General features: G+C 73.0%; 19 protein-coding genes. 15 read left to right on the top strand and 4 right to left on the bottom strand.

Going from position 1 to position 18,657, the window contains the following annotated elements:
• Window positions 1–5 precede the first annotated feature (5 nt).
• The 8 genes from GCU56_RS11840 (at window position 6) to GCU56_RS11805 (ending at window position 7,261) form a co-directional block, all read left to right on the top strand.
• On the top strand, window positions 6–974 hold the full coding sequence (locus GCU56_RS11840; protein ID WP_345771793.1) for an ABC transporter permease: 969 nt from the start codon (window positions 6–8) through the stop codon (window positions 972–974).
• Complete coding sequence (locus GCU56_RS11835) at window positions 961–1,857, top strand: ABC transporter permease (RefSeq protein WP_163481909.1); 897 nt, start codon at window positions 961–963, stop codon at window positions 1,855–1,857. The genes GCU56_RS11840 and GCU56_RS11835 overlap by 14 nt, the downstream gene beginning before the upstream one ends.
• Entirely contained in the window at window positions 1,854–3,068 is a 1,215-nt protein-coding gene (locus GCU56_RS11830) for an ABC transporter ATP-binding protein (protein ID WP_204331894.1), read from the top strand. Before GCU56_RS11835 ends, GCU56_RS11830 begins: the two co-directional genes overlap by 4 nt.
• Window positions 3,065–4,162 carry an ABC transporter ATP-binding protein gene (locus tag GCU56_RS11825; RefSeq protein ID WP_163481908.1) on the top strand — a complete coding sequence of 366 codons (1,098 nt, stop codon included), beginning with the start codon at window positions 3,065–3,067 and terminating at the stop codon, window positions 4,160–4,162. Before GCU56_RS11830 ends, GCU56_RS11825 begins: the two co-directional genes overlap by 4 nt.
• 144 nt (window positions 4,163–4,306) lie before the next feature.
• A complete protein-coding gene (locus GCU56_RS11820; RefSeq protein ID WP_163481907.1) occupies window positions 4,307–4,864 on the top strand; it encodes a UGSC family (seleno)protein in 558 nt (185 codons plus the stop codon).
• Window positions 4,861–5,946, top strand: a complete 1,086-nt coding sequence (locus GCU56_RS11815; RefSeq protein ID WP_204331893.1) for a hypothetical protein — start codon at window positions 4,861–4,863, stop codon at window positions 5,944–5,946. The genes GCU56_RS11820 and GCU56_RS11815 overlap by 4 nt, the downstream gene beginning before the upstream one ends.
• Window positions 5,943–6,173 (top strand): hypothetical protein, encoded by a 231-nt coding sequence (locus GCU56_RS11810; protein WP_163481906.1) that lies wholly within the window; start codon window positions 5,943–5,945, stop codon window positions 6,171–6,173. Before GCU56_RS11815 ends, GCU56_RS11810 begins: the two co-directional genes overlap by 4 nt.
• Window positions 6,174–6,328: 155 nt before the next feature.
• A complete protein-coding gene (locus tag GCU56_RS11805; protein WP_163481905.1) occupies window positions 6,329–7,261 on the top strand; it encodes an SDR family oxidoreductase in 933 nt (310 codons plus the stop codon).
• A gap of 98 nt (window positions 7,262–7,359) precedes the next feature.
• Here GCU56_RS11805 and GCU56_RS11800 read toward each other — a convergent pair whose 3' ends face one another.
• From GCU56_RS11800 to GCU56_RS25180, 3 genes are all read right to left on the bottom strand, one after another.
• Window positions 7,360–8,268: an SDR family NAD(P)-dependent oxidoreductase gene (locus GCU56_RS11800; RefSeq protein WP_163481904.1), complete on the bottom strand. Its 909-nt coding sequence runs from the start codon at window positions 8,266–8,268 to the stop codon at window positions 7,360–7,362.
• Window positions 8,269–8,351: 83 nt separating this feature from the next.
• Window positions 8,352–9,023 carry a 3-oxoacid CoA-transferase subunit B gene (locus GCU56_RS11795; RefSeq protein ID WP_163481903.1) on the bottom strand — a complete coding sequence of 224 codons (672 nt, stop codon included), beginning with the start codon at window positions 9,021–9,023 and terminating at the stop codon, window positions 8,352–8,354.
• A complete protein-coding gene (locus GCU56_RS25180; RefSeq protein ID WP_163481902.1) occupies window positions 9,023–9,784 on the bottom strand; it encodes a 3-oxoacid CoA-transferase subunit A in 762 nt (253 codons plus the stop codon). Before GCU56_RS25180 ends, GCU56_RS11795 begins: the two co-directional genes overlap by 1 nt.
• 409 nt (window positions 9,785–10,193) lie before the next feature.
• Between GCU56_RS25180 and GCU56_RS11785 the strand changes: the two genes are divergently transcribed.
• From GCU56_RS11785 to GCU56_RS11775, 3 genes are read left to right on the top strand one after another with little or no spacing between them, the layout of a single operon-like run.
• Window positions 10,194–11,297 (top strand): NDMA-dependent alcohol dehydrogenase, encoded by a 1,104-nt coding sequence (locus GCU56_RS11785; RefSeq protein WP_345771792.1) that lies wholly within the window; start codon window positions 10,194–10,196, stop codon window positions 11,295–11,297.
• Between the two features lie 12 nt (window positions 11,298–11,309).
• The gene (locus tag GCU56_RS11780; protein WP_163481900.1) at window positions 11,310–12,788 is read left to right on the top strand and encodes an aldehyde dehydrogenase family protein; all 1,479 of its coding nucleotides are present in this window, start codon (window positions 11,310–11,312) and stop codon (window positions 12,786–12,788) included.
• 10 nt (window positions 12,789–12,798) lie between these two features.
• The gene (locus tag GCU56_RS11775) at window positions 12,799–13,917 is read left to right on the top strand and encodes an NDMA-dependent alcohol dehydrogenase (RefSeq protein ID WP_163481899.1); all 1,119 of its coding nucleotides are present in this window, start codon (window positions 12,799–12,801) and stop codon (window positions 13,915–13,917) included.
• A gap of 149 nt (window positions 13,918–14,066) precedes the next feature.
• Here the strand turns inward: GCU56_RS11775 and GCU56_RS11770 are convergent, their stop codons facing one another.
• Window positions 14,067–14,921 (bottom strand): IclR family transcriptional regulator, encoded by an 855-nt coding sequence (locus tag GCU56_RS11770; protein ID WP_163481898.1) that lies wholly within the window; start codon window positions 14,919–14,921, stop codon window positions 14,067–14,069.
• Between the two features lie 244 nt (window positions 14,922–15,165).
• Here GCU56_RS11770 and GCU56_RS11765 point away from each other — a divergent pair, with 244 nt between their 5' ends.
• The 4 genes from GCU56_RS11765 to GCU56_RS11750 are packed head-to-tail and all read left to right on the top strand — an operon-like array spanning window position 15,166 to window position 18,639.
• Window positions 15,166–15,792, top strand: a complete 627-nt coding sequence (locus GCU56_RS11765) for a UGSC family (seleno)protein (protein ID WP_345771791.1) — start codon at window positions 15,166–15,168, stop codon at window positions 15,790–15,792.
• Window positions 15,793–15,794: 2 nt separating this feature from the next.
• On the top strand, window positions 15,795–16,892 hold the full coding sequence (locus GCU56_RS11760; protein ID WP_163481897.1) for a hypothetical protein: 1,098 nt from the start codon (window positions 15,795–15,797) through the stop codon (window positions 16,890–16,892).
• The gene (locus GCU56_RS11755) at window positions 16,889–17,776 is read left to right on the top strand and encodes an SDR family NAD(P)-dependent oxidoreductase (protein WP_345771790.1); all 888 of its coding nucleotides are present in this window, start codon (window positions 16,889–16,891) and stop codon (window positions 17,774–17,776) included. Before GCU56_RS11760 ends, GCU56_RS11755 begins: the two co-directional genes overlap by 4 nt.
• Window positions 17,773–18,639, top strand: a complete 867-nt coding sequence (locus GCU56_RS11750; RefSeq protein WP_163481896.1) for a glucose 1-dehydrogenase — start codon at window positions 17,773–17,775, stop codon at window positions 18,637–18,639. Before GCU56_RS11755 ends, GCU56_RS11750 begins: the two co-directional genes overlap by 4 nt.
• Window positions 18,640–18,657: the final 18 nt, after the last annotated feature.

Below are 18,657 nucleotides of genomic sequence, written 5' to 3'. Positions count from 1 at the left end.
GGCGCGTGACCGGTTCACCGGTCCTCCGGCTGGTCGTCAAGCGGCTGCTGATGGCCATCCCGATCATGCTGGGCGTCACGGTCCTGACGTTCTGGGTGCTCAGCCTCATCCCGGGCAACGCCGCCCAGCAGCTGCTGGGCCCGGAGGCCACCCCCGAGGACATCGCGCTGCTCGAGCAGCAGCTGGGCCTCGACAAGCCCGGTGTGGTCCGCTACCTGGAGTGGCTGCAGGGCGCCGTCACCGGTGACCTGGGCCAGTCGATCGTGAGCCGCCAGCCGGTCAGCGAGATCCTGTCCCAGCGGCTGCCGGTGACCGGCGAGATCGTGCTCCTGGCGTTCGTCGTCTCGCTCGTCCTGGCCATCCCGGTGGCGCTGCTGGCGGCGCACAAGCCGGACGGCGTCATGGACCGGATCAGCATGGTCGTCAGCACCCTGGGGCTGTCGGTGGCCAACTACGTGCTGGCCCTGCTGCTCGTCCTGGTGTTCGCCGTGACCCTCGGCTGGCTCCCGGCCATCGGCTTCGTCCCGCTCGAGGACGGGCTGTGGCCCAACCTGCGGTCGATGATCCTGCCGTCCGCCGCGATCGGGCTCCCGCTGTTCTGCTTCTACACCCGGTTCCTCCGCGGCGACCTGGTGGACCAGATGCAGCAGGAGGAGTACGTCACCACGGCGCGCGCCAAGGGGGTGGGGTCCTGGTCGGTGCTGATCAAGCACGCGTTCCGGAACTCGTCCTTCGGCCTGATCACCATCGTCGGCCTGAACCTGGGCGCGCTGATCGGTGGCACCGTGATCATCGAGCAGATCTTCGCGCTGCCGGGCATCGGTCAGATGCTGCTCCAGGCCATCAACACCCGAGACTTCGTCGTCGTGCAGGCGGCGGTCGTCATCTTCGCGCTGGTCGCGGTGCTGGCGAACCTGATCGTCGACCTCCTGTACGCCGTCCTTGACCCGAGGATCCGATATGGCAGTAGTTGAGCCGGCCCCGTCGTTCTCCCTGGGCCCGGAGATCGACCAGGCCGAGGCCAAGGCCGGCGGCCGCGGCCGTGGCCGCTGGCGCAACAACCTCGGCACCTGGATCCCCGCCGGCCTGATCCTCTTCGTGCTCGTCGCCTGCTTCCTGGGCCCGACGCTGCTCTCCCTGCCCAGCCCGGTGGGCGGCAACATCCTGGAGAGCAACCAGCCGGCCCTCTCCCCGGGCCACATCCTGGGCACCGACCCCAACGGCAACGACATCCTGTCGCGGCTGCTCAACGGCGGGCGGTCCTCGCTGTGGATCGCGGTGGCGGTCAACCTCATCGGCCTGGCGATCGGCGGCACGCTGGGTGCGCTGTCGGGCTACGTCGGCGGGATCGCCGACACGATCATCATGCGGCTCCTCGACGTGCTGATCGCCTTCCCGTCGCTGGTGCTCACCCTCGCGGTGGCGCAGGCGCTCGGCCCGAGCATGACGAACACGATCTTCGCGCTGGCCTTCTTCAGCATCCCGGCCTTCGCCCGGGTCGCCCGCTCGGCGGTGCTCCGCCTGCGGGAGATGCCGTTCATGGCGGCCGCGCAGCTGTCCGGGACGACGGCGCGCCGGATGCTGTTCAAGCACCTGGCGCCCAACATCGCCCCGCAGCTGATCACCTTCGGCATGCTGGGGATGGGCATCGTGATCATCATCGAGGGCGCCCTCAGCTTCCTGGGCCTGGGCATCCCCGACCCGGCCCCCAGCTGGGGCAACATGGTGGCCACCGGCCAGCTGAGCCTCTCGGCGACCCCGATGCTCGTCGTCTGGCCCAGCGTGGCCCTGCTGGTCACCGTCCTCGCCTTCAACCTGCTGGGCGAGAACCTGCGTGCACGTTGGAGTGGTCGATGAGCAAGCGAACGGCGACCTATGCCTCCGGCGACAGCGGGGTGTCCGAGGGCGTGATCGACCCGGTCTCGCTCGGGAAGCCGTCGCGGGCCTCCGCGGCGCAGCCCGGCGAGCCCCTGCTGGTGGTGGAGGACCTCCGGGTCCAGTTCACCCGCGGCGGCCGGAAGATCAACGCGGTCAACGGGCTCTCCTACGAGCTGACCCCCGGCTCGATGATGGCGATCATCGGCGAGTCCGGGTCGGGCAAGAGCGTGAGCTCCCGGGCGCTGATGGGCCTGCTGCCCCCGACGGCGAAGATCACCGGCTCGGTGCGCTTCGAGGGCCGCGAGCTCATCGGGATGCCCGAGCGGGACATGCGGGCCCTGCGCGGTGGCGACATCGCGATGGTGTTCCAGGACCCGGCCCGCTCGCTCAACCCGACCATGAAGATCGGTGCGCAGATCACCGAGGCGGTCAAGCTGCACAGCGACCTCGACAAGAAGGGCGCGCACGCCCGGGCGGTCGAGCTGCTGAAGCTGGTCCGGCTGCCCGCCGCCGAGCGCCGCTTCCACGAGTACCCGCACCAGCTGTCGGGCGGCATGCGCCAGCGGGTCATGATCGCCATCGCGCTCGCCGGCGAGCCGCGGCTGCTGATCGCCGACGAGGCCACGACGGCGCTGGACGTCACGACCCAGGCCCAGATCATGGAGCTGCTGGTCGAGCTGCAGCAGCGACTGGGCATGGCGGTCATCATGATCAGCCACGACCTGGGGCTGGCGGCCAGCTACGCGCAGGACGTCGTCGTCATGTACGCCGGCCGGGCCGTGGAGCACGCCCCCACCGGGACGCTGTTCGCCAACGTCCGGATGCCGTACACCCACGCCCTGCTGGGTGCCATCCCCGCGCTCGACCGGGAGCCGCACTCGCTGTTCGAGGTCACCCCGGGGCAGCCGCCGGACCTGTCGGCCCTTCCCAAGGGGTGTCCCTTCCGGCCGCGGTGTCCCAACGCCACCGACAAGTGCCTCGACGACCCGCCGCTGACCGAGCACGAGCCCGAGCACTGGTGGGCGTGCTGGCACCCCGTCGGCTCCGGTCTGGGCAACGACCCCGGCCCGCGGGCCGGCACCGGCCCGCTCGACCCGGCGGTGGCGGCCGACGACCCCGGCCTGGCCGACGGCCCGGACGAGGCGGCCGGCCCCGGCCGCCACCACACCCCGAACGGAGAGCAGCGATGACCGCGGTCGAGGAACGTCCGGCGGGTGACCGCGCGGACTCGCGCACCCCGCTGCTGAGCGCCCGCAACCTCGTCCAGGAGTTCCCCGTCCGTGCCGCCGGCGGCGTCAAGGGCGGCGTCGTCCACGCCGTGTCCGACGTCTCCTTCGACATCTACCCCGGGGAGACGCTGGGCGTGGTGGGGGAGACCGGGTCGGGCAAGTCGACGCTGGCGCGGTCGGTGATCCAGCTGCCCCGGCCGAAGTCCGGCGTCGTGGAGTTCCAGGGCAAGGACCTCATGACGCTGGGCCGCCGCGAGCTCAAGGAGTCCCGTCGGCAGATGCAGATGGTCTACCAGGACCCCTTCGGCTCGCTGAACCCGCGCTGGCGGGTGACCGAGGTCGTCGAGGAGCCGCTGGTCGGCCATGGGTGGGGTACCACCACCTCCCGCCGGCGGCGGGTCGAGGAGCTGCTGGACCTCGTCGGTCTGGACCCGTCCCAGTACGCCAAGCGGCGGCCGTTCGAGCTCTCCGGTGGCCAGTGCCAGCGGGTGGCGATCGCCCGCGCGATCGCGCTGGAGCCGGCCCTCATCGTCGCCGACGAGGCGGTGTCCTCCCTGGACGTGCTGATCCAGGCGCAGGTGCTCAACCTGTTCGAGAAGCTGCGCCGGGAGATGAACCTGTCCTACCTGTTCATCGCGCACGACCTGGCGATGGTCAAGCAGGTCAGCGACCGGGTGGCCGTCATGTACCTCGGCCAGCTGGCCGAGATCGGCCCGTCCGAGGCCATGTACCGGTCGCCGCTGCACCCGTACACGTCGGCCCTGCTGGACTCCATCCCGCGGGTGGACCCGCTCACCGGCAAGGCGCACCGCCCGGTGGCCCTGCCCGGCGAGCCGCCGTCGCCGATCGAGCCGCCCAGCGGGTGCCGCTTCCGCACCCGCTGCCCCCGGGCGCAGATCAAGTGCGCCGAGGAGGCTCCCGCGCTGGTGGAGCACCAGCCCGGCCACCGGGTGGCCTGCCACTTCCCCCTCGACCTGCCGATGCCCGAGGTGCCGAAGATGACCGGCGGCGCCACGCTGGCCCCCGGTGCGGTCCCGGGGGAGTCGGCGGCCTGAGCCGCCGCGACGGGAATCACATCGGGCCGCGGCCGGTTCCATGCGGCGGGAGGAGCGTGGAACCGGCCGTCCCGGCGGCCCTACCGTCGTGAGCAGCGTGGATGCCGTCGTCGGCGGCGTCCCAGGCCGAATCGAGGAGAAGGCGTGTTCGACACCATCATCGATCCCACCGTCGGGGCACCCGGCGACGCCGAGCGCGGCCGCACGGCGCTGGCCACCCGGCCGGCCGACCTGGCCGGCCTGCGGCTCGGGCTGCTGGTCAACACCAAGCGGAACGCGGCGGACTTCCTCGAGGAGGTCTCCGGGCTGCTCGCCGACCGGTACGGCGTCATCACCACGCTGACCCGCACCAAGCCCAGCATCGTGCACCCGGCCCCGCCGGAGATGCTCGACGAGCTGCGCGGCGAGAGCGACGTCGTGGTGGTCGGGGTGGGGGACTGCGGGTCCTGCAGCGCCTCGGCGGTCGCCGACGGGCTGCAGCTCGAGGCCGCCGGCATCCCCGCCGCGGTGATCTGCAGCGACGCCTTCCGCGTGAGCGCCGACGCGATGGCCAGCCTGCAGGGGACGCCGGGCTACGAGTACGTCACCACCGCGCACCCGGTGGCGAGCCTCTCCCGGGACGGCGTCCGCGAGCGCGCGGAGCAGGCCCTGCCGGAGATCGTCTCGATGCTGACCCGGCACGCGGTCGCGGTGGCCTCGTGACGACGGTGGCGGACCCGGCGTGGACGGCGGCGCAGGACCCGGCGCGGACGGCCGCGGAGGCGATCCGGTACTGCTACGAGCAGGGCTGGACCGACGGCCTCCCCGTCGTCCCCGCCACCCAGGAGGACCTCGAGGCCTTCCTGGCCACCACCGATCGCGATCCCGACGAGGTCATCGGCGCCCAGGAGCACCTCAACCGGCGGGTGACCGTCCGGCAGGCGGCGGTGAACGCCATCATGGCCGGGTGCGAGCCGGAGTACTTCCCGGTCGTGCTGGCCGCCTGGGACGCGCTCAACGGCGAGCCGTCGACCAACGGCGGCGCCTGGCAGTCCACCAGCGGCCCCGCGCCGCTGCTCGTCGTCAACGGCCCGGTGCGCCAGCGGCTGGGCATCAACCACGCCGGCGGCGTGTTCGGCCCCGGGTTCCGCGCCAACGCCACCATCGGCCGGGCCATCGGGCTGCTGGTCCGCAACGGCTACGGCATCAAGCCGCAGGAGCTGGAGCAGGCCACCCAGGGCGTCCCCGGGCGGTGGCAGATGGTGATCGGCGAGCACGAGGAGCTCTCCCCGTGGGAGCCGCTCAGCGTCGTGGGCGGCCTCGAGCGCGGCGTCGACGCGGTCTCGGCGACGCTGATCCGCGCCTGCGAGTACGTCGACAACCGGCACACCGAGAGCGCCGAGGCCGTGTTGCAGGACTTCGCCGACTCGCTGTCGCGGATCGGCGCCTACCTCGGCTTCCGCCACTCCAGCGGTGGCCTGGTGCTGGGTCCCGAGCACGCGAAGACCCTCGCCGACGCCGGCTACAGCCGGGCCGACGTCCAGCAGTGGCTCTTCGAGCACGCCACCCACACCGAGGCCGAGTTGGCCGCAGCCGGCAAGGGTGGCGGCGCCCCCGTGACCGACGGCGTGGTCGCGATGATGCCCTCGGCCGCCGAGATCCCCGTGATCGTCGCGGGGGCCGCCAACGCGGCCATCTCGATGGTCTTCCGCCCCTTCGGCTGGGCCTCCTGGTCCGGCCGCTCGGTCCCCGTCCAGTACGCGGCCGCATCCCGGCCGTCCCCCGTCCAGGAGGTCACCCCATGAGCATCGACCAGGCACAGCTGGACCAGCTGAAGCAGACGCTGCAGGCCGACGACTACCGGCTCGACGTCGACGTGCAGGGCGACTCGGCCGACGTGGCCATCGTCGCCGGCCCCGACGCGTGCGAGGAGTGCCTCGTGCCCAAGCCGCTCATGCAGTCGATGCTGGCCCCGGTGCTCGGCGTGCAGCCGGAGAGCATCCGGCTGGTCTACCCGACCGACCCGGCCTGACCCCGTCCGGACGTGCGGGGGACACCCCGCCGTCCGGACGCCCGCCGGAGGACCCGTGGGTGCGCTCGCGCCCGCCCACGGGTCCTCGGCATGCCCGCACCACCCCCGAGGACCCGCTGCAGCGCGGCTGCGGCCCGAACGGAACGGAGCACCGAGTGGAGATCTCGCTGGAGGGGAAGGTCGCGCTGGTCACCGGCGTCGGCCCCAACATCGGCAGCGGCATCGCCTTGGCGCTGTCGAAGTACGGCGCCAAGGTCGCCTGCAACGACGTCAGCGACGACGTGATCAAGGAGGCGATGGCCCGCATCGAGCGCAACGGCGGGGAGGCCATGGCCGCTCCCGGCGACGTGACGGACGAGGCCGCGGTCCAGGGCTACGTCGACGCCGTCCTGGAGAAGTGGGGCCGCATCGACATCCTGGTGAACAACGCCGCGATGCTGGGTGGCAAGGGCGTGCTCGACGAGACCGCCGAGACCTTCGAGCGGTCGATCAAGGTCTCCGGCCTCGGCTACTTCCTCAACACCAAGATCGTCGGCCGGGCGATGGCCGAGCGGGGCATCCGCGGCTCGATCGTCTGCATCTCGTCGTCCAACGGCTGGAACGGGTCGGCCGGCGTCATCGCCTACGCCTTCAACAAGGGCGGCGTGAACAACTTCGTCCGTGCCGCGGCCATGGACCTCGCGCCGTACGGCATCCGGGTCAACAGCTACACCCCGACCGCGCCGACCATCGACAACCCCGAGCTGCTGGCCCGGCTGGCCGCACAGGGCCGGCCCGCCGACATGCTCAACGCCGGACGCAAGGGCGGCGGCCTGGGCGGCGGCACCGGCGAGGAGGAGTGGCGCCGGCCGTCCCGCTGGTCGGGTGAGCGCCCGCCGCTGGTGCCGATGGGCTCGACCGGGACCCCGACCGACATCGGTCACGCGGTCGCCTGGCTGTGCTCGGACTACGCCCGACTGATCACCGGCACCGACCTGGTCGTCGACGGCGGGGCGCGGGCGAAGAACTTCGCCTACTTCCCGGCCGCCCCCGAGGACATCGCCGGCCCGGTGCCGCTCATCCCCCTGGACGACACCCCCGCCCCCTGAACCCGCCGGGCCGCCGACCGTGTGCGCGGAAGCGCAGTTCCGAGCCTGGAACCACGCTTCCGCGCACACCGTCGCGGGGCCTGCCCCGCCGGGGCGGGTCAGGGGCGGTCGAGGCGGGGGGAGGGGAGGCGCTTCTCCGGCGCGTAGATCGTGTGCGCGGTCAGGAACGGGATCACCGCGGCCCGCTCCTCGTCGATCGGCTCGTCGGGGAAGGCCGCCAGCGTCGTGTCGAACCGGTCGCGCACACCGTCCCGGAACTCGGGGTGGGTGAGGATGAACAGGTCGTTGCGGCGGACGCCGTTCAGCACCCGCTCGCCGGCCTCGACGTAGCTCATGTACGGCTGCGCCTTGGCGCGCTCCAGGAACTCCGCGGGCGGCGCGCTGTAGCCGCTCTCCCCGTACTGGGCCGGGCGCCGGGCGACGCCGCCGGCGATGTTGCTGTGCGTCGGGCCGGGGCAGTACGCCGAGACGCCGATGCCGTCGGGCGCGAGCTCGATCGCCAGGGCCTCCGACAGCGCGATGACCGCGGCCTTGGTCATCGAGTACAGCCCGGCCACGATCGGCAGCAGGCCGGCCATCGACGAGGTGTTGACCACGTGCCCGCCCTGGCCGTGCGCCTGGATGCGCGGCACGAAGGCGTGGATGCCGTGCGCGACGCCCTTGATGTTGACGTCGATCACCCAGTCCCAGTCCGCCGGGGTGGCCGACATGACCGGCCCGGTCAGCCCGATCCCGGCGTTGTTCACCAGGACGTCGACCCGCCCGTACCGCTGCACCGTCTCCTCGGCGGCCCGCTCGACGGCCTCGGCGTCGGTGACGTCCAGCGTCACGGCGTCGACCGACAGCCCGGCGTCGGCGAACTCGGCCTCGGTCTCGTCGATGTGCTCCTGCTTGCGGCCGCTGATGACGACCTGCATGCCGGCGCGGGCGAACGCCAGCCCGATGCCGCGGCCGATGCCGCTGGACCCGCCGGTGATGAAGGCGACCTTGCCCTCGACGTCCTGCATGTGTGCTCTCCTCGTGTCGACGACGGTCCGGGCCCGCACCGCGGGGATGCGGTACGGGCCCGGGAGGTGCGGGACCGGCGGGGTCAGCCGGCCAGGTGCTCGGTGTAGGGCGCGCCGGTGCGGGCGCGGACGTCCTCGGGGGTGACGCCGGGAGCGCACTCGACCAGTCGCAGCTGGCCGTCGACGACGTGGAAGACCGCCAGGTCGGTGTAGACGCGGGTGACCACGCCCTTGCCGGTCAGCGGCATCGTGCACTCGGCCACGATCTTGGGCCGGCCCTTGCGGTCCACGTGCTCCATGGCGACCCACACCTGCGGGGTGCCGGCGACCAGGTCCATGGCGCCGCCGACGGCGGGGTTCTTGCCGGGGACGTACCAGTTGGCCAGGTCACCCGACGCCGAGACCTGCAGCGCGCCGAGGATCGTGGCGTCGAGGTGGCCGCCGCGGATGATCGCGAAGGAGAGCGCCGAGTCGGTGATCGCCGCGCCGGGGATCAGGGTGATCGGCTGCTTGCCGGCGTCGGTGAGGTCGGGGTCCGCCTCGTGCGGGTCGGCGTCGCCGCCGATGCCCAGGACGCCGTTCTCCGCGTGCAGGACGACCTCCTTGTCCGCCGGGAGGAAGCGGGGGACCAGCAGCGGGATGCCGACCCCGAGGTTGACGACGTAGCCGTCCTGCAGGTCCTGGGCGAGCCGTTCGGCGATGCCCTCCCGGGTCCGGCCGGTGACGGGCGCGGGCGCGGGGATGGTGTCGGTCATCAGGAGGCCTTCCTCGTGGCCGCGGCCGCGGGCTCGTCGGTCGCGGGCGCCTTGCCCGTGGACATCACCAGGTCGTCCACGAAGACGCCGGGCAGGTGGACGTCGTCGGGGTGCAGCTCGTCGACGTCGACCAGCTGCTCGATCTCGGCGAAGGTGGTGCGGCCGGACATGCCGGCCATCGGGTTGAAGTTCCGCGCGGAGAGGCGGAACCGCAGGTTGCCCTTGCGGTCGGCCTTGTGCGCCTTCACGAAGCCGAAGTCGGCGACGATGCCCTCCTCCAGCACGTACTCCCGGCCGTTGATCATCCGGGTCTCCTTGGCCGGCACGTGCTCGGCGACGCCGCCCTCGGGGGAGTAGCGCAGCGTGAAGGAACCGTCGGAGAGCATCGTCCCGGCGCCGGAGGGGGTGAAGAAGGCGGGGATGCCGGCGCCGCCGGCCCGCATCCGCTCGGCGAGGGTGCCCTGCGGGATCAGCTCCAGCTCGACCCTCCCGGCGAAGTACTCGTCGTAGAACTCCTGCAGGATCGGGAAGGACGCCGTCACCCGGCGCAGCCGCCCCTCGTGCAGCAGTCGGCCGACGCCGGTGAAGTCGTGCCCGACGTTGTTGACGTACACGTGCAGGTCGCGACGGTCCAGCTCGCACAGCGCGTCGATCAGCGCGTCGGGCCGGCCCGAGCTGCCGAAGCCACCGACGGCGATGGACGCCCCCGACGGCACGGCGTCGACGACGGACAGGACGTCCGATCGGAACTTGTCGATCACTGGCGGTCCTCCACGGGGACGTCCTTCCACAGGTGGGCTGGCTCGCGGGCCGGGTCGGCGGGGCGTCCGCGGGGGTGCGGGCGGCGCAGCGCCAGGGGACCGGCACGACCGTCGGCGGTCGGCGGTGGTCGAGCGGGAGGAGTCCAGCAGCCGCGCCGCCGGGGCAGAACCACCCCTTCCACGTCCCGGAAAGGAGACGGGCGGCACAGCGGGCCCGCTCCGACCCGCCGTGGCGTCGTCTTCCGTGATGGGGAAGACCTGTGGTCCGCGCCACCCCGCGCCGCGCAGGGTGGGACCCGGCCGGGAGCGTGCCCGGGCAGCGCACGGAGGCCGCGTTCCAGGCCGCCACCGTCCTGCCGGGCACCCCGCTGCGGCCGACGTCCAGTACTGGGAAGGAGCCCATATGAGCATGACCACGCGCGCCGCGGTCTGCCGCGAGCCGGGTCGGCCGTGGGAGATCACCGAGCTCGAGCTCGACGACCCGAAGGCCAACGAGGTCCGCATCAAGTTCATGGCGGCCGGGATGTGCCACTCCGACGACCACATCCAGAAGGGCGACGCGATGATGCGGATGCCCGTGGTCGGCGGGCACGAGGGTGCCGGGATCGTCGACGCCGTCGGCGAGGGCGTCACGCGGGTGAAGGTCGGCGACCACGTCGTCTGCTCCTTCATCCCCGCCTGCGGCAAGTGCCGCTACTGCTCCACCGGCCGGCAGAACCTCTGCGACGAGGGCAAGAACGCCTCGACCGGGATCTTCCCCGACGGCACCTTCCGCTTCCACCAGGACGGCGAGGACTTCGGTGGCCTCTGCGTGCTGGGCACCTTCTCCCAGTACGCGGTCGTCAGCGAGTACTCGGTCATCCAGATCCCCGAGGACATCCCGTGGGAGGTCGCCTGCCTCGTCGGGTGCGGCGTGCCCACCGGTTGGGGGAGCGCGGTGCACCTCGCCGGCGTCAAGGCCGGTGACACCGTGGTCGTCTACGGCGCCGGCGGCGTCGGCAGCAACGCCGTCCAGGGCGCGGCCCTGGCCGGTGCCGAGCGGGTCGTCGTCGTCGACCCGGTCGAGTTCAAGCGGGAGATGGCCACCGTCTTCGGCGCGACGCACACGTTCGCCACCGCCAAGGAGGCCCACGACTTCGTCGTCGAGTCGACGTGGGGCGAGCTGGCCGACCACGCCATCATCACCGTCGGCATCCTCCACGACGAGGTCATCGCCGACGCCCTCCAGGTCGTGGGCAAGACCGGTCAGGTCTCGGTCACCGCCGTCGGCAACGGCTGGGTCGACGAGCACCCCGGCGTGTTCATCGGCTACCAGCGCCGCATCCAGGGCGGCATCTTCGGTGGCTGCAACCCGCTGCACGACGTCCCGCGCCTGCTGAGCCTCTACCGCTCCGGGAAGCTCAAGCTCGACGAGCTGGTGACCCGGACGTACAAGCTCGAAGAGGTCAACCAGGGCTACCAGGACATGCTGGATGGCAAGAACATCCGCGGCGTGATCATCCACGAGCACTGAGGACGGACAGACATGACGATCGCCCCTCCCGGCCCGCAGGCCGGCACCTCCCTGATCATCGACAACGCCCAGCTCATCGGCGGCGACTGGGTCCCCGCCGCCTCCGGCCAGACCCTCGAGGTCATCAACCCGGCCACCGGCGAGCTGCTCGCCCGGGTGCCCCGCGGCACCGCCGCCGACGTCGAGGCCGCCGTCCGGGCCGCCGAGGCCGCCTTCCCGGCCTGGCGGGACACCAACGCCACCGCCCGCGCCGCGCTGCTGTTCCGCTGGGCCGCGCTGATCGAGGAGAACATCACCGAGCTGGACGCCCTGGAGTCCCGCGAGGTCGGCCGCCCGCACTGGGGGCCGCCGCCGATGGCCGGGCAGCTCCGGTTCACGGCCGGGCAGGCGGACAAGGTCCAGGGCCTCTCCCTGCCGACCTACACCCCGGACGCCCTCGGGCTGACCCTCCGCGAGCCCTACGGCGTCGTCGGCGCGATCATCCCCTGGAACGCACCCGGCCCGATGTTCGTCACCGACGTGGGCCCGGCGATCGCGGCCGGCAACACCATCGTGATCAAGCCGGCCGAGGACGCTCCGCTGACCGGGCTGGCGCTGGCCAAGCTGGCGCTCGAGGCCGGCATCCCGCCGGGCGTGGTCAACGTCGTGACCGGCTACGGGCACGAGGCCGGCGCCGCGATCCCGGCGCACCCGCGGATCCGCCGGATCAGCTTCACCGGCTCCCCGCAGACCGGCGAGCTGATCATGGCCGCCTGCGCCAAGAACCTCACCCCGCTCCACCTGGAGCTCGGGGGCAAGTCGCCGCAGGTGATCCTGGCCGACGCCGACCTCGACGCCGCGATCCCGGCGATCGCCCGCGGCATCACGCTCAACACCGGCCAGATCTGCGCGGCCGGCTCGCGGGTCGTGGTCGCCCGCTCGATCCAGTCCGAGGTCGTGCAGCGGCTGGCCGAGCACATGTCGCAGGTCAAGGTCGGCCCCTGGCACGAGCAGGTCAACATGGGCCCCCTGATCAACGCCAAGCAGCAGGAGCGGGTGCTCAAGTACATGCAGCTCGGCCAGGAGGAGGGCGCCGACCTCGTCCTCGGCGGCGGGCGCCCGGCCGGCGACCAGTTCGAGCGCGGCTTCTTCGTCGAGCCCACCCTGTTCGACAACGTCGACCCGGCGATGCGGATCCACCAGGAGGAGATCTTCGGCCCCGTCCTCGGCGTCACCCCGGTGGACGACGACGAGCAGGCCCTCCAGGTCGCCAACGGCACCGACTACGGCCTGGTCGCCTCCGTCTGGACCCGCGACGTCGGCAAGGCCGTGAAGTTCGCCCGCGGGCTGCAGGCCGGCCAGGTGGCGGTCAACGCGGCCCTCGGCGCCGGCGTCATCGGTGGCCCCTTCGGCGGCTACAAGCGCAGTGGCTTCGGCCGGTCCATGGGTGCGGACGCCGTCCTGGACTACACGCAGGTCAAGACCGTGTCCCTCCGTGGCACCGGCAACTGAGAGGGATCGCATGAGCACCATCACGACGAGGGCGGCCATCGCCCGTGCGGCGCACCGGGGCTGGGAGATGGTCGACCTCCAGCTCGACGACCCCAAGGAGCACGAGGTCCGCGTCAAGTTCGCGGCATCCGGGCTGTGCCACTCCGACGACCACATCACCCAGGGCGACGCGCCGGTGCGCATGCCCGTGGTGGGCGGCCACGAGGGCGCCGGGATCGTCGAGTCGGTCGGCCCGAACGTCACCCGGGTCAAGCCCGGTGACCGGGTCGTCTGCTCCTACATCCCCGCGTGCGGAGCCTGCCGGCCGTGTTCGACCGGGCACCAGAACATGTGCGTCAAGGGGCTCAACGCCGGCACCGGCATGTTCCTCGACGGCACGTTCCGGTTCCACCTCGGCGACGAGGACCTCGGCGGCTTCTGCACCGTGGGCTCCTTCTCGCAGTACGCGGTGATCTCCGAGTGGGCCGCCATCCCGCTGGCCGACGACATCCCGTGGGAGGTCGCCTGCCTCGTCGGGTGCGGCGTCCCGACCGGCTGGGGTTCGGCGGTCTACGCCGCGGGCGTCCGCGCCGGTGACACCGTGGTGGTCTTCGGGTCCGGTGGGGTCGGCAGCAACGCCGTCCAGGGCGCCAAGTACGCCGGCGCGAAGAACGTCGTCGTCGTCGACCCGGTCGAGTTCAAGCGCGAGATGGCCACCGTGTTCGGCGCGACGCACACCTTCGCGACGGCCAAGGAGGCGCACGAGTTCGTCGTCGAGACGACGTGGGGCCAGCTGGCCGACCACGCCATCCTCACGCCCGGTGTGGTGACCGAGGAGATGGTCAACTCGGCGCTCCAGATGACCGGCAAGGGCGGCAAGGTCACCATCACCGGCGTCGGCAAGCTGACCGAGAAGGCCGCGCACTTCCACGCCGGCGCGCTCATCGGCTACCAGCGCCAGGTGCGGGGCGCGCTCTTCGGCGACTGCAACCCGCTCTACGACGTCCCCCGGCTGCTCGGTCTCTACCGGGCCGGCCAGCTCAAGCTCGACGAGCTGGTCACCCGGAAGTACTCGCTCGACCAGGTCAACGAGGCCTATAAGGACCTCGCGGACGGCAAGAACATCCGTGGCGTGATCATCCACGACTAGGAGGACCCCTGCCCCCGCCGCTCGCAGGCTCGCGGCGGGGCCCTGCAAGGGGGCCGGCCCCGTCCCGGGACGGGGCCGGCCGGAACAGAGGCCGCCGGCTCCCCGCGAGGGGGCCGGCGGCCTCTGTCGTCCGCGCCGGGCGAGCGGGCTCAGCGGGGAGCGCAGGAACTCCGGAGGGCGCTGCTGGTCTCGGGCTTCGCCGAGGGCGCGCCCAGGGCCCGCGAGATGCCGCGCGCGGTGGCGGCCAGCGCCGGCACCAGCGCGTGGCTCTGCACCACGCCGCGCTGCACGGTCACGCCGAGGGCCGCGACCACCTCGTCGCGCTGGCCCCGCACCGGGACGGCGACGGCCAGCGCGTCGGGCGTCAGCTGGTTCTCGGCGATGGCCACCCCGGTGCGCCGCACCTCGGCCAGCACCCGCCGCAGCTCGCCGATGGAGGTGATCGTGTCGGCGGTGAACCGCTTGAGCGGGGTCGACAGCAGCTCGTCCTGCACGTCACGGTCGGCGAAGGCCAGCAGCACCTGACCGGTGCCCGTGGCGTGCAGCGGCCAGCGCCCGCCCAGCCGGCTGAGCACCTGGACCGCACCCCGGGCGCGCAGCGCCTCGACGTAGACGCCGTCGGAGCCGTCCCGCACAGCGAGGTGCACGTTCGCGCGGGTGGCCTGGTGGAGGTCGTCGAGGTAGGGCAGCGCCAGCTCGCGCAGCTGCAGGCCGTGCGGGGCGAGGGCGCCGAGCTCCAGCAGCCGCAGCCCGATCGCGTACCGGCCGTCGGGGGCGCGCTCCAGGCCGCCCCACTGCCGCAGCTCGCCCACCAGACGATGGGTGGTCGTGAGGGTCAGACCCGAGCGGCGGCTGATCTCGCTGAGCGTCAGCGAGGGGTGCGCGGGCCCGAAGGCGGAGAGGACGGCGAGCACCCGGCCGGCCGCGGTGGCCGCACCGCCGGTGGGGATCCTGCTCGTCCGGCTCTCGGTGGCGGCTGCGGTCAACGGTTCCGTCGCTCCCATCTACGTCCTCTCCTCGGCGCGCCCAGGTGGTTGGGAAGTACACCGTTGTGGTGGGCCGGGTCACTCTGCGGCGCTGTGGCACTCGGTGTCAAGCACGCTCCAGGCGCGGCGCCGTGACCTCGGGCTTCCACCGGGGGGAAGTGGCGTCGCTGCGCGCGGGTGGCCCTCGACACCATCATCCTGCACGGGTGGCGGGCTCCCCGGTCCACCCATCGGCCGCAGCGCCGAGAGGACGCCAGACCCCGTGTCCCCACTCCCCGACGACCGCGCGGCGGGCACCCGTCGCGCCGGAGGTGACCGCGTGATGGCGACGCTCGCCGACATCCTCGACCCGACCGGCCAGACCACCACCCGCATCGGCGGGGCGGCCAGCGCACCGCGGCGGACCGACCTCACCGGCGTCCGCCTGGGGCTGCTGGAGAACACCAAGCACAACGCGGCCCTCCTCCTCGAGGAGCTGGCGACCCTGCTGCAGGAGCAGCACGGCGCGTCGACCACCGTGCTGCGCCGCACCAAGACCGCGTTCGCGCTGCCGCTCCCGGAGGAGCAGCTCACCGAGCTCGTCCGCGAGTGCGACGTCGTCCTCGTCGGGGTGGGCGACTGCGGGTCGTGCAGCGCGTCGGCGGTCGCCGACGGCATCGCCCTCGAGCGTGCCGGCGTCCCCGCGGCCGTCATCTGCTCCGACGCCTTCACCGCCACCGCCAGCGGCATGGCCGAGGTCCAGGGCGCACCCGGCTACCACTACCTGACCACCGCGCACCCGGTGGCGATCCTCGACCCCGAGGCCGTCGCCGAGCGGGCCCGGCAGCTGCTGCCGGAGGTCCTCACCACGGTGACCGGCGCCTCCGCGGTGCAGAAGCAGGCCTCGTGACCGTGACGGAGGCACCTGCCGTCGTCCCCGACGCCGACCCGGAGGCCGCCCAGGCCGCCATCGAGCACTGCTACGCCCAGGGCTGGTCCGACGGCCTGCCGCTGGTACCGGCGACCCGCTCGCTGGTCGACCGGTTCCTGGCGACCGTGGACCGGCAGCCCGACGAGGTGATCGGGGCGCTCGAGCACCTCAACCGCACCGTCACCGTGGAGCTCGCCGCGGTCAACGCGGCCATGGCCGGCTGCCGGCCGGAGTACTTCCCGGTCGTGCTCGCCGCCTGGGAGGCCGTCCAGCGCGACCGCTCCGCCAAGGGCGGCGGCTGGCAGTCGACCAGCGGACCCTCGCCCCTCCTGGTGGTCAACGGGCCGGTCCGCGAGGAGCTCGGGTTCAACGCGGCCGGTGGGGTGTTCGGCCCCGGCTTCCGGCCCAACATGACGGTGGCCCGGTCCATCGGCCTCATGGTCCGCAACGCCCTCGGCGTCGTCCCGCACGGGTTCGAGCAGGCCACCCAGGGCCTGCCCGGCCGGTGGCAGGTCTGCCTCGCCGAGAACGAGGAGGAGAGCCCCTGGGAGCCGCTGTCGGTCGAGGGCGGCGTCCCCGCCGGCACCTCCGCGGTCTCCGGCATGCTCACCCGCACGGCCGAGTACGTCGACAACCGGCACACCGCCGACCCGGAGCAGCTGCTGGCCGACTTCGCCGACACCATCTCCCGCAGCGGCGCCGCGATCTTCCGCCACCACCCGGCCGCGGTGGTCTTCTGCCCCGAGCACGCGCAGATGCTGGCCGGGGCGGGGATGAGCAAGGCCGACGTCCGTGCCTGGCTGGTCGAGCGCTGCGGCAAGTCGAAGGCCGACCTGATCCGCGTCGGCAAGGACGGCGTCGGTGACAACGGCGTCCGCTCCGCCGACGGCACCACCGACCCGGAGGTGTTCGACCGGCTGTTCGCCACCGGCGGGCCGGAGGCGCTGCCCATCGTCGTCGCCGGGGCCCGCAACGCCGGCATCTCGATGGTCGTGCGGGTCTTCGCCGGGTGGTCGGCCAGCTCCGTCCCGGTCGTCGGCCGGACCACCCCCACGACCCAGGCAGGAGCCCAGCAGTGACCGAGTTCAGCGAGTCCCTCACCGACCCCTTCGGTGCCGCCGGCGGTCCGTGGATGGCGGGCCGGACCGCCCTGGTCACCGGTGGCGGCCAGCAGAGCGACAACGAGCCGGGCGTCGGCTACGCCATCAGCCGGGTGTTCGCCGCGCACGGGGCCCGCGTCGCCGTGCTGGACCGGGACCCTGCCGCCGCCCAGCGGACCGTCGACGCGATCGAGGCCGACGGCGGGACGGCGATCACCGTCGTCGCCGACCTGCTCGACGACGCCGCCTGCAAGCGGGCCGTCGAGGAGACCGTCGAGCGGTTCGGCGGGTTCGACACGCTGGTCAACAACGTCGCCGTCGGCGACCGCGCGGGCATCTTCGAGGTGGACGTCGAGCGGTTCCACCAGCTCATGGACCTCAACCTCACGACCGCCTGGCAGATGACCCGGCACGCGGTCGAGGTGCTGCCCACCGGCAGCGCCATCGTCAACATCAGCTCCGTCGGCGTCCGCGCCCGCGGCCCCGGCATGGTCTACAACCTGGCCAAGGCCGCGCTGGAGAACATGACCGTCGGCGCCGCCAACACCCTGGGCGAGCGCGGCATCCGGGTGAACTGCGTGCAGGTCGGCGCGATCTGGGGCGCCTTCGCCGCGGCCAACATGTCCCAGGAGATGCGCGCGGTCCGCCGGGGCTGGGTGGGGCTGGGCACCGAGGGCAGCCCCTGGGACATCGCCCAGGCGACGCTGTTCCTGTCCAGCGACCGGGCCCGCTGGGTGTCCGGTCAGATCCTGTCCGTGGACGGCGGTCCGACCAGCCCCAAGCCGCCGAAGCTCGCGGCGCCGCCGGTCGCCGAGACCGTCGAGGTCACCACCCCCGAGGGCGTCCCGTCGGTGCACGCGTGACCCAGCAGCGGGTCGCGCTGGTCACCGGCTGCGGCAAGCCCGACGGGATGGGGCAGGCGATCGCCCGGAGGCTGGCGTCGCAGGGCACCGCCGTCGTCGTCACCGACCTGCAGCCGGCCGGGGTGCCCAACCGGCAGCAGGAGGACCGCTCGGCCGGCTGGGGCGGGGTCGACGCACTGGTCGCCGACATCACCGCCGCGGGCGGGACGGCGGCCTCCGCCCTCGGTGACGTCTCGGTCGAGGCCGACGCCGACCGGATGGTCGCCGAGGCGGTGCAGCGGTTCGGCCGGCTCGACGTCCTGGTCAACAACGCCGCCGCGCCCCAGGGTCCCGACCGTGCCGACGTGGCCGACGTCCCGGTCGAGGTCTTCGACCGCGTGGTCGCGGTCAACCTGCGCGGCCCCTGGCTGATGTGCCGGGCCGCCGTACCGGTCATGCGCGCCCAGCGGTCGGGCCGGATCGTGAACATCTCCTCGATGGCCGGGCTGACCGCGGCGCCGTTCTCCGGGCCGTACTCGGCGTCCAAGGCCGGTGTCATCGGCCTCACCCGCGCCCTGGCCATGGACCTCGGCCCGTGGGGGATCACGGTCAACGCGCTGTGCCCGGGGCTGGTCGGCACCAGCCGCGCGTTCCTGTCCGCCGCTCCCGACGTCGACGAGGCCGCCCTCATGCAGCAGCGCGGCCGCAGCATCCCGGTCGGCCGGGTCGGGCTCCCCGAGGACGTCGCCGCCGCGGTGGCCTTCCTCGCCTCCGAGGAGGCCGGCTACGTCACCGCGCAGGCGATCCCGATCGACGGCGGCGGGATGAGCCCCTTCCCGTTGCGCCGGCCCGACCCCGTGGGGTCCGACGGCGCCGGTCGCTGACCGCCCGGTAGCCGGCAC

This window comes from Geodermatophilus sabuli (assembly GCF_010686765.1).
Lineage (GTDB): Bacteria > Actinomycetota > Actinomycetes > Mycobacteriales > Geodermatophilaceae > Geodermatophilus > Geodermatophilus sabuli_A.
The sequence above is the reverse complement of the archived record's forward strand: the minus strand, read 5'-3'. Positions and strand labels throughout refer to the sequence as shown.